This is a genomic window from Nocardia alni (assembly GCF_019038435.1).
Taxonomy (GTDB): domain Bacteria; phylum Actinomycetota; class Actinomycetes; order Mycobacteriales; family Mycobacteriaceae; genus Nocardia; species Nocardia alni.
Window position 1 is genome coordinate 1 of record NZ_JAGPOX010000177.1, and the last position, 17,484, is coordinate 17,484.

Genomic DNA, 17,484 nt, shown 5'->3' on the forward strand with positions numbered 1-17,484 from the left:
GCTGACCTGGCTGACGGTGCGTTGCCAGCCGGAATCGCCGGGGAAGAATTGCGGCAGGCCCCTGCCGGAGTCGCGGATGCCGAGGCGGTCGAGCAGTGTCGCGGCGATCTGACGGCTCATCGCGGCCAGTTCATGGGTGGGACGGTTGCGATGGCGGCGGGTGCCCAGGTCGACCTGGGTGATGGCGTCGATGCCGAGGCGTTGCCAGCAGTCGAGCAGGATGCCGATCTCCACCCCGTAGCCGGGGGCGAACGGGATACCGGTGAGCAGTTCGCGGGTGGCGGCGTACTCGCCACCGAGAGGTTGCATGATCTCGGCCAGTTCGGGCGCCAGGGCCGCGAGCAGGGGCCGGGCCAGCAACTGGGTGACGCGGCCACCGCCGTCGGCGTCGCCGAGCGGGTCGGCGTTCAACGGTCTGCGATAGAAGCCTTTGACCAGGTGCAGACCGTCGTCGGCCAGCAGCGGGGCGACCAGGGCGGGCACGTACCCGGGATCCGGCAGGACGAGGTCGGAATCGATGAACACGATGAGGTCCCCGCTTGCCACCGCCAGTGAGCGCCACAGCACCTCGCCCTTGCCGGGGCGCGGCGACACGTCCGGCAGCGCCTCCTCACGAGTGACGACCACGGCCCCGGCGGCGCGAGCGGCGGCGATGGTGCCGTCGGTCGAGCCGGAATCGACGACGAGCAGTTCATCGACCAGCCCGCCGACGAGCGGCCGGATCGAGCCGACGACATCGCCGACGGTGGCCTCCTCGTCGAGTGCGGGCAGGACCACGGAGATGCGGCGATCGTGTTTGCGGGCGACGAGTTCGGGGATCGACCACAGCCGGTCGAACCGACTGGGGGCGGTGCGGGCGCGGGTCATTGCGGATGTCCTTCGATAACTCGGTCGGTGCGGATGCCGGGATCCAGACGCAGGGTCGTCATTCGGCTCCAGAGGGATGGCCACGATTGTCGCGGCGGCTCGCAGCGCCACACGGTCACCGCGTTGTCGATCCCGGGGAAGCCGAGCGGGTCGTCCAGATGCGAAACCGGTTCGCAGGCCGTGAATTCCGTGGGCGTTGCCTGTCCGGCGGTGACATACAGGACGGTGTGCGTGGTGTCCGGGGGCATCCCGAAATACGCGAAACCGCGGTCCGGGCTGTAGACCGGTGGGAGATCCCGCGGGCCGAGGATGGTGAGAGCCGAAGCCTGCCAATAGGTTTGGGTAATGATCACGGTATGGCCGGGGTCGGTTGCGTGGGCGTGTGCCGCACCGCCGACCACGTCGGTCAGTCGTGACCAGCCACTGGTGCCGAACAGCCGCATACGCGTGGACAATTCGGCCTGCGATCGCACCGGATGGTGTAGTCGTGTGGCCGGCAGCGGTAGCGCGGTCACCACTATCACGGCCACCGCGGCGGAAACGGCGGCGACAGCGACCTTTACGATCCGCGGCAGGCCGTGCCGCATCGCCGGTAGGGCCACCGCCCCGGCCGCGAACACAGCCGGGAAATACGCCGCCACGTAGTAGGGTCGCCCGCCGGTCGCGACCACGAACGCGATCTGGGTGAGCGCCGCGCAGCCGACGAATCGGTAGTCCCGAAAACTTTTGCGCCACAGTAATACCCAGCATCCGAGGGTAGCGAGCAGGCCACCGAGTAGTCCCGTGAGCAGCGCCCACTGCACCGGCAGCCCGACCGCTCCGCCTGTCGCGGCCCGCTGCTCGGCGCGGATCACCGCCCCCATCGCCAGCTGCGGCCAGTGATGCCGGTACTGCCACCAGATCCCCGGCGCCGCGGCGAGCGCGATGAGTATCACGCCGGCCCACAACGACGGCCGGCGTAGCAGTTCCCGCGGTCCGGCCGCGGCCACGCCGATCGCGATTCCCGCCAGCAGTACCACGATCAGCAGCTTCACCTGCGTATCCAGCGCGATCGCGGCGGCGGCCGCCAGCAGCAGGCGATCGCGTCGAGTCCGCGTCCAGCGCACCAGCGCCCACACGACCGTCGCCGACAACGTGCTGTCGAGCGAGAATGTCGACAGGGACGCGGCCTGGGTGATCAGATACGGGCACGTGGCGTACGCGAGGGCGGCCAGCGTCTGCGCGCGACGGGCTCCGCCGTACTCGTGAGCGGTGGCGGCGCTCAGCGCGACACCTGCGGCAGCGGCCGCGATCGACGCGAGACGCAGCGCGACAACCGATCCCGGGGTGACCACGGCGGCGCAGTGAGCCAGCAACGGGAGCAGCGGCCCCTGATCGGCATAACCGAGCCCGAGATGCCGACCGGCTGCTAGGAAATACAGCTCGTCACCGAAGTACTGGTAGCGGCCGGACCGCAGCAGCAGCACGACGGCTACGACGACCACGATCGCCGCGACCGGCCCGGCAGCGAAGCCGTCCCGCTGATCCGGAAGCGAATGTGTTTTCCCGGGAACAGTATTCGAACGTTCGGACATCGTGGTCATGGATGCCCTCCCGGCCGGCGCGGCAGCGCCAGTGTCACTACGGCCAGCCCCCCCGCGACTGCCGAGACGATCCAGAGCACCGTCACGCACGCGGACAGAAAGGTCTGTGCCGTCGCCAGTGCCGACACCGCGTGATCGCCGCCGCACCCGGAGGCGGGCAGTACATGGGCGGGCGCGACGAAGGCGGTGTGGGCGCATTCGGTGAATCGCCGGACCGTCGCGATCCGCTCATCGGCTGGTATCGCGCGCATGCCGAGATCTCGGGCGAGAACCGATTGCGCGTGGCCCACTCCGCTGCCACCGGCGACGCGCGCGAAGAACAGACTCCCCAGCATGGTGGCGCCGATCGCGCTGCCGAGCTGCTGGACCGTCGGGGCCAGGCCGGACGCGGTACCCGTGGCGCGTTCGTCCAGCCCCGCGACCATGATCGCGGGAAGGGGCGCGGCGAACCAGCCCATGCCGCACCCGGCCAGCAGTACCGGCGCACTCACCACGCGAGCGTCGATGCCGCCGGCGGCGGGGTGAATCGTGAACGCCAGCAGTGCCATCGCCACCGCGAACGCCGCGGACCCCACTGTCAGCGTGCGAGTACCCCAGTACCGCACCAGGATCGGCGAGGTGAGTGCCGCGACCAGAGCGCCGGCCGCGAACGGCAGCATGAACCGCCCGGTCTGCCAGGCCGACCAGTTCAGACCGGATTGAGCGGTGACCGAGACCGTGAGCAGCAACGCGGCGAACAGACCGTAGAACGCCAGCAGTGCCAGCGCGCCGATCCCGAACGTGCGATCGCCGCATACCGTCGCCGAGATCATCGGTGTGCCACCGCCCGTCGCGGTCCGCCACTGCTGCCGGGCGAACCCGGCCAGTAGCGCCACGCCCAGCGCCACCGACCCGATCATCGTCGACGACCACCCCGAATTGCCCACCACCGCAAGCGGATACAGCACCATCAGCAGCCCTGATGTCGACAACGCCGCGCCCGCGAGGTCGAGCCGGACCGATCGGTCCCGACGCCCGGCGCCCAGACAACGACCGGCCAGGACGAGCGCGGCGCAGCCCAGTGGCAGATTCAGCAGAAAGATCGCTCGCCAGCCCAGCCCGCCCGGATCCGCGGCGACGATCAGCCCGCCCAGCATCGGCCCGGACAGTCCCGCCAGGCCCGCGACCGCGCCGTAAATGCCGAATGCCAGAGGTCGGCGGTGCGCCGGGAAAGCGGCCGCCAAGATCGCGATCGTCTGCGCGGCCACCGCGGCCGCCCCCAGTCCCTGCGCCACCCGTCCGGCCACCAGTTCGACCGGGTTCCCGGCCAGCGCACAACCCAGTGAGGCCGCGGTGAACACCGCCATGCCGATCAGGAACAGCCGCCCGCGCCCGAACTGATCGCCGAGCCGGGCGGCTGTGAGCAGCGCGCAGGCGAAGGCGACACTGTAGCCGGTCACGACCAGCAACTGCGTCGAGCCGCCGGCCGAGAGCTGCCGGGCCAACACGGGCAAGGCGGTATTGACGATGGTCAGATCCAGCATCTGCATGAACACCGCGAGCAGGCACGCCGCCAGCACCGCCCACGCCCGCGGGCCGGCCGCATCGCGGTCGGCCGCGGGTGATGCCTGTCGAACGGTCATGCGTGAGCGTCGGCGCGCAGAGCGTAGTCGCCGTCGCCGACGACCGCGGCGGTGATCGAGGTCAGCGTCTTGACGTACCGTTCGATCGATTCGTGCGATTCCGGCGAGTCCGGGAACAGCACGCTGAGCGTGGTCACATCCAGGAAACGGTTGATCCACACGTACACCTCGCCGGCCGAGGCCCGGTTGGCGAACATGCCGCCGTTGATCTGGTCGAACATGTCGGCTCCGGCGATCTTGCGGACGTCGACGTAGGACAGCATCATCGCCGCCCACCCCGGCCGCACTCGCAGACCCGAGTCGGGTGGGGCCAGTTCCAGCACCCGGTGCGCGGAGACGTCGCTCAGCGTCTTGGCGCGATCGAGGGAGTCCTGCGCCGCGGCCACCAGGGTGGTGAAGGTGGCGTCGGCGGGCACGTCGAAGGCGATCGGGACGAGATTGGTGAAGTAGCCGACCGAACCGTTCTCTCCCGGGGTGCTGCGGGTGTTGGCCGGGGTGAGGATGAAATGCCAGTCGTCGCTTGTCAGTTCGGCCTCGGTGAGTGCGAGCGCAGCGAACAGCCCGCCCGGAAACCGGCCCGCGTTGCCGCCGCACACCTGCTCGAACCGCACCGCCTCGGGCTCGGTGAACAACTGCATCGTCAACTGCGCGCCGGGGCTGTATCCGCTTGTCCCGCGATCGAGGTGCAACGGGAACGACGGCATCTCACCATCGTTGCGCCGCAACAGCTTCAGCCACTCCCGGACTCCCGGTGATTCGAGCGTCAGCGTCGCGTTGTGCGCGCGTTCGCGGGCGCAATAGGCCAGATGTCCATCCACCGGCGCCAGGGGAAGCGGGGTGCCGGACAGTTCCCCGCCGTAGAGCGTCAACAGGTCCACGCAGGTCAGCGCCTGCGCGACGCCGTCGGTGTGCAGATGGTCCACCGCCGCGTACACCGTGAACGATTCGTCGCGCGCGATGACGCCGAAGCTGAAGCAATTCCATTGCAGCGCATCGGGTGTGGTGTCCTGCACATGCCGGCGCAGGGCGGCGCTGTCGGCGAAGACGCCGTGTTCGGTGGGTTCCAATTCGATCGACTCCGGGGGCAGCACATGCCGCACCACCTGCCCGTCCGGCTCGACGACGAACCGGCTGGAAAAGGTGTCGTGACGTCGTACGAATGCGGTCACCGCCCGCGTCATCGCCGCGAGATCCGGTCTGCCGGGGATGTCGAAGGACAGCATGCACAGCCGCGAGGCGCGGTGGCCCGCGCGTGCCCCGCGCGAGGTGGTGCGCAGGTATTCCTGTTGCTGGAACGACGGCGGCGTCGGGTGCGGTGGCGCCGCGAGCATCGCCGCCAGGGCGTCCTGCGACACACTCCAGCTGGTGAGCCTGCCCGGCTGCGGGTGCCAGTCGTCGAAGAAGCCGAAATTGACCACGAGTGTCCTCGATTCACAGCGTCGGGAAATCGTCCCGGAGACTCTTTGCCCGACATCCGTCCGCCTGGCCACGTGCCGGCCGCGCCGCAGCGAGGCAGACCGGCTGTCGGGTGCCGTCGATCGGAAACCTGCGACGGCCGGTCACAGTCAACGGCAGTCACCCGATCGAAAGCGAGGGGTTGGGCCAAACCTTGTGAACGTCCACAGGTACGCGCTACCGCCGTGACACATGACACCAAACTTGCGCGAGGTACCTTGCTGCTCTTGATGTTCCGTCTCTACCGTGGCCTCGCAAGAAGCTGGTCGAATCTCCGGGAGGACAGGTGGGAACATTCGCCGCACCGCGTATCGGGCGGCTGCGCGGCCGTGCGCTCAGCGTGCTGGCATCGGTGATCGCCGTCGCCATCGGCTTGGCGATCCCGGCGGCCGCGTGCCCCGAGTCGTCGCCGCTTCCCGTGCTCACCGCCGCCGCCCGGCCCGCCGCCGATGGCTCTCATCTGGCCGGAATCGTCGAAGGACCGGGTCGGACGATGGACGTCGTGGTGTACTCGGCCGCGATGAAGACCGCCGTCACCGTGAAAGTGTTTCGCGCGCCGGATCATTCGAAACCCGCGCCGGTGCTGTACCTGCTCAACGGCGCCAACGGCGGTACCGACGGTTCGAGTTGGACCGCGCAGACCGACATCGCCGGGTTCTTCGCCGACAAACAGGTCACCGTCGTGAATCCGATGGGCGGGCAAGGCAGTTACTTCACCGACTGGCGCGCCGACGATCCGGTGCTGGGCCGTCAGCGCTGGACCACCTTCCTCACCCGTGAACTGCCCGCGGTGATCGACTCGACGTTTCGCGGTACAGGCGCCAATGCCATCGCCGGGATTTCGATGGCGGGCACCTCGGTGTTCCAGCTCGCGGAAGCCGCGCCCGGTCTGTATCGAGCCATCGGCTCCTACAGCGGCTGCGCACAGACCAGCACTCCGCTCGGCGAGACCTACGTGGATCTGGTGGTCGGTCGCTGGGCCGGCAACACCGTCAACCTGTGGGGTCCGCCCGGCGACAAGGCCTGGGCCGCCAACGACCCCGTCCTGCATGCCGATCGGCTCCGCGGCACCGCCCTCTACATCGCCTCCGGAACCGGAATCCCCGGCCCGCTCGACACACTCGCGGGCCCCGGAATCGACGGCGATCCGGGCAAGCTCGCCGCCCAACTGACCAGCGGCGCCATCCTCGAGGCCGCCACCAACCAATGCGTGCACGCCCTGCGCGACCGCCTGGCCGCACTCCACGTCCCGGCCACCTTCGCCTTCCGCCCCACAGGAACCCACTCCTGGGGCTACTGGCAACAGGACCTGCACAACTCCTGGCCGCAGTTCAGTGCGGCGCTGAATATCGCGCGACAGCAACACGGCAATTCCTGACGGTTGCCCCCCCGCAGAGCGGCTGCCTCATGAGGGGCCTGTTGACGTAACGGCGGATCTGGCTGACGCTATGGTCTGACCACCAGCGTCTCTGAGGCTAGGGGAAGTGAAATGTCCAGCGCGGTCTTGTCTCTCGTCGTCGCGGTCGTCGGGGTGTGCGGCACGCTGGCGTCCGCGATTTTCACCCAACTGCTCTCACAGCGAGCCAAGTTCGAGGAGCTGAAGCATACGGAAAGTCGAAGCCTCGCCGAGCACGAAGCCGCGGAGAAGCAGCGCAGGATGGACCAACTTCGCAGCTCCTACGTCCAGTTGAACGCCAATGATCGCAACTACCGGGATGCCATGCTGGCCTACGCCTACGCCCTGAAGGCGGGGGCGACCGCCGAAGCCGAGGCGGCAGAGGTGGCGACGGCTCGACGGGCGCAGCGAGACGCCCGCGCAGAAGCGCAGATGGTCGTCAGCACGGACGTCCTGGATGAGGAAGGCCCGGTCAATGCGCAGCTCACGGTCGCCTATGGGCATCTGCGGCACATTCAGCGGGAGAACGACCCGAGCATTCGCGAGCATCGTCTGCACGAGACCATCGAAATTCTCGACGAGATCATTCCGATGCTTTCACGCGTAAGAGTCATCATGAGGAAGGAGTTGGGAGTAGTCGACAAGCCACCCGCCTGGTTCTAGCGCATATCGAGTGCGGGCGGATTCCCCCGCTGCCTCGCGTCGGTTGGTCGCTGAAAATGTCCTGATAGCGGCCGCGGCGCATCGGTGGGGTGAACATTTGCGATCGCGGCCGGTGAAGGCCTGTTGTGGTGGAGAATTCGGGCATGATCGAATCGCTGCGGCGCACCGGGCTGGTGCTCGTGGTGGCGGGGTGTCTGGTTTCGACCGCTTGCCTGGGGCGGCCGCCGGTGGTCAGCGATCCGGGGTTGCATGCCGATGCCAGGAACGTCAGTTTGAGTATCGCTTCGAATGCGATCGCGGGGGGTAAGAACGATTCGACCGCGCGCTGGATCACCGATTACGTGATTCCCCGGTTCACGGCCATGGAGCGGGCCAAGGGGGTTACGGTTCATCTCCGATTCGTCGGCGACGGGTCCGACGACGGCACATATCTGCAGAAGCAGATCCTGCAACTGCGGACCGGTGGCGGCGGTGACATTTTCGACATCGATGGCACCGATGTCGGCGACTTCGCCGAAAGCTGGTTGATCAGACCACTGTCCGAGGTGGTCGGAGCGAATACGGTGGCAGGCTGGGACGGTTGGCGCCAGATCTACCCGTCCATACGGCAACTCGATCAGTGGCGGGGGCAGGACTACGGGATTCCGGTCGGCACCGACGGCCGGGTGTTGTTCTACAACAGGACATTGTTCGCCAAGGCAGGGTTGCCGACCGACTGGCAGCCGCACAGCTGGGCCGATATCCTCAGCGCCGCAACGGCACTCGCGAAGCTGTCGGGTGTTACCCCGATCCAGCTCGACGGCGGCGCAGCCATGTCCGAGACGACGACGGTCAACGGTTTTCTGCCGCTGCTGGCCGGCGCGGGCGCGCTGATCTACGCGGGCGGCAAGTGGCAGGGCGATACCGCCGCACTGCGCGCCGTGCTGGGGTTCTATCAGCAGATCTTCTCCCGTCACCTGGCCGATCCGGTCCTGGACGAGGAGATCGAGGGCCGCGACGCGTCCTTCGCCGAATTCGCCGCGAACAAGATCGGGATCTATCTGGAGAGCGACTATATGTGGCGAGCGATCCTGGCCCCGAAAGTCGGCAACGACCCGATGGCCGACCGTGACACCGCGGTCGGCTACACGCTGCTTCCCGCGATGAATCCCGGTGCGGGCGTGGCCGGTCAAAGCTATGTGACCTATTCCGGTGGGGCGGTTCGAATGGTCAACCCGAATACCGGATATCCCCAGCAGGCGTGGGCACTGCTCGCCTTCATGAGTTCGGCGCCGGCGATGGAAGCCTACGAGCAGGATTATCTGGGCTCCGCCAGGCAGATCATGCCGCGCACCGATGTCGACAACGCGCTGCTGGCCGGCGAGCCGCTGATGAACTTCGTTGCCACACAGGCCTTGCCCGTCACCCATTTCCGGCCGTCCGAGGGCGATTACACGCAGGTGTCGGCGTTGATCCAGCTGGCGACCGCCGACGTGATCAGCGGCGGCTCCCCGGCGGCCGTCGCGGCCGACTACTCCCGGAAACTGGCGAAGATCGTGGGCGAGGCCGACGTTGTCGACAACTGACGCCCGACCGCCGAGTACCACCGCGCCGCCCACCCGGAGGCGTGGCGGCCCCGCAGGGCTGGGTGTGGGATGGACGGTGGGCCTGCTCGTACCGGCCGCGGTCGTCATCGGGCTGTTCCTCATCTTCCCGGCTCTGTGGACGCTGTATATCGGATCGACGAATTACGAACTCGCCGGGCCGAATTCGGTGAACCCCCGGTTCATCGGCCTCGGCAATGTCACGGCCGCACTACGTGACCCGGAATTCCGCAACGCTCTGTGGCTGACCGTCGTGTACGTGGCCGGATCCGCCGTGGTCGGGCAGAACCTGCTCGGATTTCTGCTGGCCTGGGTGCTGCCGCGGGCGCCCAGAGCGATCCGCAGTAGCGCCCAGGGCCTGGCGCTGCTGGCCTGGATCCTGCCGAGCACCGTCGTGGCCTTTCTCTGGTTCGCGCTGCTGGACCAGAACTCCGGGACGGTGAACGCCGTGCTGGGCAACCATTCCACCGCGTGGCTGATCCGATATCCGATGCTGTCGCTGATCGCGTTCAACCTGTGGCGGGGGAGCGCGTTCTCGATGCTGCTCTACAGCTCGGCGCTGACCACGGTGCCGCCCGCGCAGCTGGAGATGGCCCGGCTGTGCGGCGCCCGCGGTCCGCGTCTGCTGAAAGACGTGGTGTTCCCGCATATCCGGGGCCACGTACTGACGAACACGTTGCTGATCTCGCTGTGGACGGCGAACGATTTCACACCCTATCTGCTCACCGGCGGAGGCCCCGATCACGCGTCGGAGGTGCTGCCGGTCTTCATCTACGACCAAGCCCTCGTCGGCGACCAACTCGGCTACGCGGCGGCCGTCTCGGTCCTGCTGGTGGTGGTCAATCTCGCCATAGCGGTGCTGTATCTGCGACTACTCAGGAGGCGGGCATGACGCCCCGATGGATGTTGCGGCGCATCGGCTTCTACACGCTCATCGCGGTGATCATGGTGTTCTTCGCGATTCCGATGCTGTGGCTGGCCACTGAGCCGTTCGACCGCGATCCCGGACTGACCGCGCACTGGCCGCGGTGGACCATGGCGAATTTCGCCGCCACATTCCACAATCCGAACGTCGGGTCCTCGCTGATCAATTCGCTCATACTGTGCGGGGTGGCCACCGTGGTCACCGTGACGCTGGCCACGTCGGCCGCGTATGTGCTTGCCCGAGTGCGTATTCCGGGTCGCGGGGCGATCCTCTACCTCCTTCTGCTGCTGTCCAGCGTGGTCACCGGGACGGCGGCGATGGTGCCGATCTTCCTCATGGTGTACGAACTCGGGCTGATCAACTCCCGGCTCGGCACCGCCGTCGTGCTTTCCGGCGGACTGCTGCCCGCGGCCATCTTCATGATGAAGGACTTCATCGATGCGATACCGCCCTCCTACGAAGAGTCCGCCCGGGTCTTCGGCGCGTCGTCGCGGCAGGTGCTCACGCAGGTGGTCGCGCCGATCGCACGGCCGGGCATCGCCACCATCGTGGTCTGGTCGTTCGTGAATGCCTGGGGCAACTTCCTGCTGCCGTTCCTGCTGCTGCAGGACACCGGCAAGCAGCCCGCCGCGGTCATCATCCATACCCTGCAGGACGAGGCGGGCGGTGTCGATCTGCGTGCGCTGCCGGTGTTTTCGCTGCTCTACTCGGTTCCGGTCGTGGTGCTGTACCTAGTGGTCAACCGGCGCTACGGATTTGCCTTTCACGGAGGGATCAAAGGCTGATGGCGGGAATCGATGTCCGCGCACTGTCGGTGGTGTACGCGGGCGGAGTGCGCGCGGTCGACGATCTCGAATTGACGATCGCCGACGGCGAATTCTTCGCGCTGCTCGGACCGTCCGGCTGCGGGAAGACGACGTTGCTGCGCACCCTCGCCGGCCTCGAGGAGGCCACCGCGGGCAGTGTCCTGATCGGCGAGCGCGATGTGACGGCGGTCGAGCCCGCGCGTCGCAATGTCGCCATGGTGTTCCAGGACTACGCCTTGTTTCCGCACATGACCGTCGCCGAGAACATCGCCTATCCACTCCGGGTGCGCCGCGCCTCGCGGGAGCGCCGTCGCGCGGTCGCGGAGGACACCAGCGCCGAACTCAGCCTGGCCGGACTACTGGACCGCCGGCCCGCGCAGCTGTCCGGCGGGCAGCAGCAGCGGGTCGCGTTGGCCCGTGCGATCGCCATGGGCGCCGAGGTGCTGCTGCTCGACGAGCCGCTGTCGAATCTCGATGCGCGGTTGCGGTTGGAGGCGCGCACATTCCTCAAGCGCCTGCAGCGCGAGCTTCAGGTCACCACGGTGTTCGTCACTCATGACCAGGCCGAGGCGCTGGCCGTCGCCGACCGCATCGCCGTACTGGATTCGGGGCGCCTGCGTCAGGTCGGTACGCCGCGCGAGATCTTCCAGTACCCGGCAGACACTTTCGTCGCGAACTTCATCGGATCGACGCCGATGAACCAACTTTCGGGCCGGGTTGTAGGGCGGGGCGTCGAAGTCGTCGGCGGCACACTGCCGTTGCCGCCCGGACTCGACCGACCCGAGGGCAGCGCCGTCACGATCGGCATCCGGCCGGAGTACCTCCGGCTGTATGCCTGCGAGGCGCCCGAGGCCGTCGACGGGCTGCGCGGCCGCGTCAGCGTGGTCGAAAACCTGGGCGTCACAACGTTGGTGATGCTCGACTGCTCGGACGACATCCAGGTCGGTGTCACCGTGCCCGAAGCCGACGAGCCCGCCGTCGGCGCAACGGTCGCGGCGGTGCCCGAGCCCGGCCGGATCCTGGTGTTCGACCCGGACTCCGGGCAGCTGCTCACGGTCGCGAAGCCGTCCTGATACACGCGGTCTCAGTGCCTCGCCGCGGCGGTCGCCGTGCGGACGAAACCATTCGCACGCTCGAGCAGTGCCCGCGCGGCCGCGGCGTCGACACCGGCTAGTTGCATCACGATGGCCGTCTTCGGATGTCCGCCCGCGGCGTCCAGGAGGGCGGCGGCCGCGGTGGTGTCGACACCGGTCGCGTCCGCGACGATGCGGCGGGCTCGGTCCACGAGTTTGGCGTTGGAGGGGTTCACGTCCACCATCAGGTTGCCGTACACCTTGCCGGTGCGGACCATGGTGGCGGTCGAGAGCATATTGCACACCATCTTCTGCGCCGTCCCGGCCTTCAGACGGGTAGATCCGGTGAGAACCTCTGGGCCCGTATCGATTTCGATACCCACATCGACGTGCTCGCTCAGTGCGGCGCGGCGATTGCAGCACAGTCCGACCGTGGCCGCGCCCACCGAACGGGCGTATCGCACCGCGCCGATCGCATAGGGGGTACGGCCGCTGGCGGCCAGCGCGACGACGACATCCGCGGCGGTGAGGCCGATCTCGGCAAGATCCGCGGCGGCGCGGTGGGGCTCGTCCTCGGCGCCCTCGACCGACCGCGTCAAGGCCGGTGCGCCACCGGCGATCAGGCCGATCACCTCGCCCGGATCGGTGCCGAAGGTCGGCGGGCACTCCACGGCGTCCAGCACGCCCAGGCGTCCGCTGGTCCCGGCTCCGGCGTAGATCAGCCGCCCGCTCCGCTCGCGCGCGGCCACGACCAGCTCCACCGCCCGCGCGATCTGCGGAATCGCCTGTGCGACAGCCGAGGCCACCCCGGCGTCCTCGGCGTTCATCACATGCAGCAGTTCGGTGATCGGCATCGAATCCAATGCCGTCGTGCGCGGATTCGCGGATTCGGTTCTCAACGCCGCGATGTCGTCCACTTCGCCCTCCTCGGCTTCGGCCCGCGCCGGATTCCACCGGCCCCGTGCGTCACGATTGATCTCTGTGCCGGGTGCGCCGGGAAATCGGCACACCGGCCTCACCGGATCCGGGCCGCCGATCGGCGACGGCGTCATACGTGCGATGCAGAGCCTGGGTCGCTGACGGAGTGCGCTGCAGCACAACGATATACAGCGCGTCCACGATCAGCAGCTGGCTCATCCGGCTGGCCAGCGCCGCCGAGCGGAAGCCGTCCTCGCGACCGGCCACCAGGATCGTGTGCGTGGCCGAGCGAGCCAGCGGCGACTGCGATCCGGCCGTCACGGCCACCGTCAGCGCCCGCCGCCCGGCACGACGCAATGCCTCGACCACGGCGGCGGTCCGGCCCGAATGCGAGAAGGCCACGGCCACGTCGCCGGGCTCCAGCAGGCTCACTCGCACCAGCGCCTCGTCCTCGGATGTGCATGCATCGCACCACATTCCGATCCTGGTCAGCTTCTGCGCCAAGTCCGCGGCGACCAGGCCGGAGGCTCCGATGCCGATCAGAACCACTCGCCGTGCCGCCGCCAGCGCCCCGGCGACCGCCGCCAGCGTCTGCGGATCGGCCAGCTCGGCGGTGGCCGCCATCGCCTCGGTCTCGAAGGCGGTGAGCTTGTGCAGCACCTTGGACGGCTCGTCGGCCACATCGATATCGGTGGCGAATACCGGCGAGTGATCCGCCGCGCCCACCGCCGCCAGCGCCAGTCGCAGCGGCGGGTACCCTTCGTAGCCCAGCGTTTTCGCCAACCGAACCACCGCCGAAGTGCTGGTCTGCGCGCGCTGTGCCAGTTGCGTGACGCTCATCCGAGCCACCCCGGCCGGATCGTCGCGAATCACCTCGGCGACCCGCGCCCCCGCGGGCGTCAATCGCGGCATGGCCGCCAGCAGCCGGGTGCGCACATCATCTTCGGCCACGACTCACCGCCCGAATACGCTGCCGCGCAGCGACTGCCGTCGCTGCCGGTGCGACGCCGATGTCAGGCATCGGTCAGCACCTCCAAGCGGCTCGGCGCGACGGGCGGCGCCGGGGGCAGAGTCAGCCCGGCGGTGCCCAGGGTGACCGAACCCAGGACCACCGGCCGGGCGGCGCCGGTGCAGGCGGGGTGGTTGCCGGGGAGACCGTGGGCGGTCAGGAAGCCCAGTACCGCGAAGGCGGTCGCCTCCTTGGCGGCCGAGGGCAGGCCCAGGTGGTCCGAGGTCAGCAGGCGGGCGGCCGGGAGTTTTTCCGCCAGCATCGACATCAGCACGGGGTTGCGGGTGCCGCCGCCGGACGCGATGACCTCCGCGGGTGCGAACGGGGCCAGGGCGTCGGCGATCGTGTGTGCGGTCAGGGCGGTCACGGTGGCGACGATATCGGTGGGCGTCAGCATCCGGCCGCGCAACACTCGCTCGAGGTAGCCGCGATGGAACAGCTCCTTGCCTGTGGTCTTCGGCGGCGGCAGGCGAAAATACGGCTCGGCGAGCAGCAGCCGCAGCAGATCGTCGTCGACACGTCCGCGTGCGGCACGCGCACCGTCCCTGTCCAGGTGTTCCCGGCCGTCCGTGCACAGCTCGACCGCGGCGTCGATCAGCGCGTTCCCGGGTCCGGTATCGAAGGCGACGGCGGGTCCCCCGGTCACCGTGACGTTCGCGATGCCGCCGATATTCAGTGCGGCACAGCGTTGTTCGCGCCCGGCGAGCCACAGCGCGTCGAACAGGGCGACCAGCGGGGCGCCCTGCCCGCCCGCGGCGATATCGCGGGAACGGAAATCGCTCACCACCGTCAGCCCGGTCCGCTCCGCGATCCAGGATGGCTGGCCGAGTTGCAGTGTGCCGCGGACGCTCCCATCCTCCACCCAGTGAAAGACGGTCTGGCCGTGCGAGGCGACGAGGTCGGCGGTCCCGCCGAAGAATTCGCGCACCGCAACGTCGGCCACGGCCGCGAACGCCTGCCCGATGGCGGTGTCCAGACGGCATAGGGCCGCCATATCGGTCGCCTCCGGCGGTAGAGCGGCCAGCAGATCGCCGCGCAGTCCGGGCGCGTACGGGCGGCTCAGCCATCCCGCGATCCGCACCCGGATCACGCCGTCCCGCAGCGTGATCTCCGCGCCCACCGCATCGATCGCGTCGTGCGAGGTACCCGACATCAACCCGACGACGCGCATCACGAGGCCGCCTCGACGGCCACCGGCGCCGGATGCAGCCGGCTGGAGATCCCGCCGACCAGCAGCGTCACCGCGACGCCGATCGGCACGAGCCACTGTGCGGCGATGCCCAGCTCGGATGTCTTGCCCGCCACGGTGACCGAGAACTTCACCCCGCGCACCACGAAGATCATCACCGCCACCGTGACCAGGAACGCCACGACGGCATCGAGCTGATTGGCCCGCGGCACAAGGCGTCCCAGCAGGAAGGCGCCGAGCAGCGCGCCGTAGGTGTAGCCGGCGATGGCCAGGGCGGTCAGGTACACGTTGCCGGTCGTCGCGCTGAATCCCATGGCGAACACCGCCATCAGCACTGCCCAGACCACCGTCATCACGCGGGCGAGGGTGAGCATCGCCGCATCGGAGATTCCGGTCCGGGTGAAGCTGCGCACGATGTCGGCGACGGTCGAGTTCGACATCGAATTCAGCGCCGAGGACAGCGAACCCATGGCGGCGCCGAGAATTCCGGCGACCAGCAGCCCGGAGATCACCACCGGCAGCCCGTGCAGGATGAAACTCGGGTACAGGCTGTCCGAGCTGGCCAAACCGAGCTGCTTCGGCGACTTGCCGCCGTTGTAGGACCACAGCAGCGCACCCACCAGGGAGAAGGCCGCGAACTGCACGGCGATGAAGATGCCCGATCCGATCATCGCCCGCTGACCGTCGCGCAGTGATTTCGTGGCCAGGATGCGCTGCACGATGAGCTGATCCGAGCCGTGCGAGGCCATCGCGAAGATCGCCCCGCCGATGATCGCCGTCGGCAGGGCGAACGAGCTGGTCAGGATGTGGGCGAGCCCGAAATCGGTATCGAAGACGCGGAACTTCCCGGCGTGCGACGCATTCGACCACCCCGCCGCGCCGACATGGCCCCAGAGCACCCCGATCGCGATGAGGGCCCCGATCAGGTACAGCCCCATCTGCAGCGCATCGGTCCAGATGACCGCCTTGATTCCGCCCAGATACGTGTAGATCACCGTCAGCAGCGTCAGCACGGCGATGATGACGTCGTAGCCGAGATGCAGCCCGAACTCGTTGAGCAGCAGCTCGATCGGGATCGCCGATGCGAACAGCCGAACGCCCTCGGCCAGCAGCCGGGTGATCACGAAGGTCACCGCCGCGACGCCTTGCAGATAGCGGCCGAAACGCAGCTCCAGGTACTGGTAGGCGCTGACGAATCCGCCGCGCTTGTACAGCGGGATCAGCAGGCTCGCCACGACGGTACGGCCGATGATGTACCCCAGCGCCAGTTCGACATTCCCGAAGCCCTGGTCGGTATACGCGCCACCGGGCACCGAAATGACCGTCAGCACACTGGTTTCGGTGGCGACGACCGAGAAACATACCGTCCACCAGGGCATCCGGCCCTCGCCGACGAAATAGTCGCTACTGGACCGCTGCCGCCCCGACAATCGCAACCCGATCCAGGCCACCGTGACCAGATACACGACGATGACGGCGACATTGAGTGCGTTCATCGCAACTCCCGGGATACCGAATGCAAATAAGTGTCAGCAGCATCTCACACTCTGACAATCCTTGTCACAGCTTCGGCCTGCACACCGTCAGGCCAGGCGGGTGACCAGCGGTTCGAGGGCGGTCGCAGTATCGGTGGCCAGGAGAGCCGCGCCGTCGATGGGTGCGCCGAGCGTGTGGCACAGGAGCACCGCGTGGCCGATAGCCTGGTCGAGCGGGGCGAGTAGGGGTGCGCCGAGGTTCGTCAGGCCTCCGGTGATGGCGTAGGGCGCCGGCGGCCGCAGCCCGGAGCGTTCGGCCGCCGCGAGAACGGTGCGAGCCAGCGCGCTCGCGGCGGCGGCGATGATCTGCGCGGCGACCTCGTCGGTGGCGGCCGCGGCGGCCACGATCGGTGCGAAACTGGCTGCGGTGAGCGCCGGATTCACCTGAGCGCCGAGGAGTTTAGGTAGATCGTCGAGAGCTGTCCCGTAATGTCCGCAGGCCTGCGCGGCCAGCGCGGTGTCCGGCCCGCGGCCGTCGTGGGCGCGCAGCGCTGCCCGCAGCCCCTCGAGCCCGATCCACCCGCCGCTGCCCTCGTCGCCGAGCAGCGGCCCCCAGCCGTCGACGCGGATGAATTGTCCCGCCGCGTCGATCGCGGTCGCCACGACCCCGGTCCCCGCCGTCAGCACCACCCCCGGCTCGCCACCGAGGGCTCCGGCGTGCGCGGTCACCGCGTCGGAGGTCACCGCCACGGCCTGCACCCCGGACACATTCGCCACCCGGCGGGCGAGTTCGGCTGCCGCCTCCGGCGCCGCCACGGCCCCCGCCGCCCCGATCGAGAGAACACAGCCCGCCGCCGCACCGTCGATCTGCTCGACGACCGCCCGAATCGCCCGCTCGGCCTCGGCGACACCCCCGGCAG

At 68.5% G+C, this 17,484-nt stretch carries 15 protein-coding genes; 6 read left to right on the forward strand and 9 right to left on the reverse strand.

All coding sequences use genetic code 11. The features are described 5' to 3' along the window. The 4 genes from JZ791_RS39175 to JZ791_RS39190 form a co-directional block, all read right to left on the reverse strand. The coding region (locus JZ791_RS39175) for a glucosyl-3-phosphoglycerate synthase (protein ID WP_216902213.1) at positions 1-867 on the reverse strand (867 nt) is incomplete at its 3' end. Beyond that, positions 864-2,450 carry a glycosyltransferase family 39 protein gene (locus JZ791_RS39180; RefSeq protein ID WP_216902215.1) on the reverse strand — a complete coding sequence of 529 codons (1,587 nt, stop codon included), beginning with the start codon at positions 2,448-2,450 and terminating at the stop codon, positions 864-866. The genes JZ791_RS39180 and JZ791_RS39175, both read right to left, overlap by 4 nt. Next, a complete protein-coding gene (locus JZ791_RS39185; protein WP_216902217.1) occupies positions 2,447-4,072 on the reverse strand; it encodes an MFS transporter in 1,626 nt (541 codons plus the stop codon). The genes JZ791_RS39180 and JZ791_RS39185 overlap by 4 nt, the downstream gene beginning before the upstream one ends. Continuing rightward, complete coding sequence (locus JZ791_RS39190) at positions 4,069-5,490, reverse strand: condensation domain-containing protein (RefSeq protein ID WP_216902219.1); 1,422 nt, start codon at positions 5,488-5,490, stop codon at positions 4,069-4,071. The genes JZ791_RS39185 and JZ791_RS39190 overlap by 4 nt, the downstream gene beginning before the upstream one ends. 323 nt (positions 5,491-5,813) lie before the next feature. On the opposite strand from JZ791_RS39190, the gene JZ791_RS39195 reads away from it, so the two are divergent. The 6 genes from JZ791_RS39195 to JZ791_RS39220 all read left to right on the forward strand — a co-directional run bounded on the left by JZ791_RS39195 (position 5,814) and on the right by JZ791_RS39220 (position 11,973). Then, entirely contained in the window at positions 5,814-6,905 is a 1,092-nt protein-coding gene (locus JZ791_RS39195) for an alpha/beta hydrolase (protein ID WP_308163381.1), read from the forward strand. 111 nt (positions 6,906-7,016) lie between these two features. Then, positions 7,017-7,586 carry a hypothetical protein gene (locus JZ791_RS39200; protein ID WP_216902221.1) on the forward strand — a complete coding sequence of 190 codons (570 nt, stop codon included), beginning with the start codon at positions 7,017-7,019 and terminating at the stop codon, positions 7,584-7,586. 143 nt (positions 7,587-7,729) lie between these two features. Then, positions 7,730-9,151 (forward strand): ABC transporter substrate-binding protein, encoded by a 1,422-nt coding sequence (locus tag JZ791_RS39205; RefSeq protein WP_216902223.1) that lies wholly within the window; start codon positions 7,730-7,732, stop codon positions 9,149-9,151. Between the two features lie 76 nt (positions 9,152-9,227). After that, positions 9,228-10,061 (forward strand): carbohydrate ABC transporter permease, encoded by an 834-nt coding sequence (locus JZ791_RS39210; RefSeq protein WP_216902225.1) that lies wholly within the window; start codon positions 9,228-9,230, stop codon positions 10,059-10,061. Beyond that, on the forward strand, positions 10,058-10,879 hold the full coding sequence (locus JZ791_RS39215) for a carbohydrate ABC transporter permease (RefSeq protein ID WP_216902228.1): 822 nt from the start codon (positions 10,058-10,060) through the stop codon (positions 10,877-10,879). Before JZ791_RS39210 ends, JZ791_RS39215 begins: the two co-directional genes overlap by 4 nt. Further along, positions 10,879-11,973 (forward strand): ABC transporter ATP-binding protein, encoded by a 1,095-nt coding sequence (locus tag JZ791_RS39220; protein WP_216902230.1) that lies wholly within the window; start codon positions 10,879-10,881, stop codon positions 11,971-11,973. Before JZ791_RS39215 ends, JZ791_RS39220 begins: the two co-directional genes overlap by 1 nt. Before the next feature lie 11 nt (positions 11,974-11,984). Here the strand turns inward: JZ791_RS39220 and murQ are convergent, their stop codons facing one another. From murQ to JZ791_RS39245, 5 genes are all read right to left on the reverse strand, one after another. After that, entirely contained in the window at positions 11,985-12,890 is a 906-nt protein-coding gene (gene murQ, locus JZ791_RS39225) for an N-acetylmuramic acid 6-phosphate etherase (protein ID WP_308163382.1), read from the reverse strand. 49 nt (positions 12,891-12,939) lie between these two features. After that, on the reverse strand, positions 12,940-13,842 hold the full coding sequence (locus JZ791_RS39230; RefSeq protein ID WP_216902233.1) for a MurR/RpiR family transcriptional regulator: 903 nt from the start codon (positions 13,840-13,842) through the stop codon (positions 12,940-12,942). A 62-nt stretch (positions 13,843-13,904) separates the two neighbouring features. Beyond that, positions 13,905-15,071: an anhydro-N-acetylmuramic acid kinase gene (locus JZ791_RS39235; protein ID WP_216902241.1), complete on the reverse strand. Its 1,167-nt coding sequence runs from the start codon at positions 15,069-15,071 to the stop codon at positions 13,905-13,907. After that, entirely contained in the window at positions 15,071-16,585 is a 1,515-nt protein-coding gene (locus tag JZ791_RS39240) for a sodium:solute symporter (RefSeq protein ID WP_216902235.1), read from the reverse strand. Before JZ791_RS39240 ends, JZ791_RS39235 begins: the two co-directional genes overlap by 1 nt. Before the next feature lie 87 nt (positions 16,586-16,672). Next, positions 16,673-17,484: BadF/BadG/BcrA/BcrD ATPase family protein (locus JZ791_RS39245; protein WP_216902237.1), on the reverse strand; the 812-nt coding region annotated here is incomplete at its 5' end.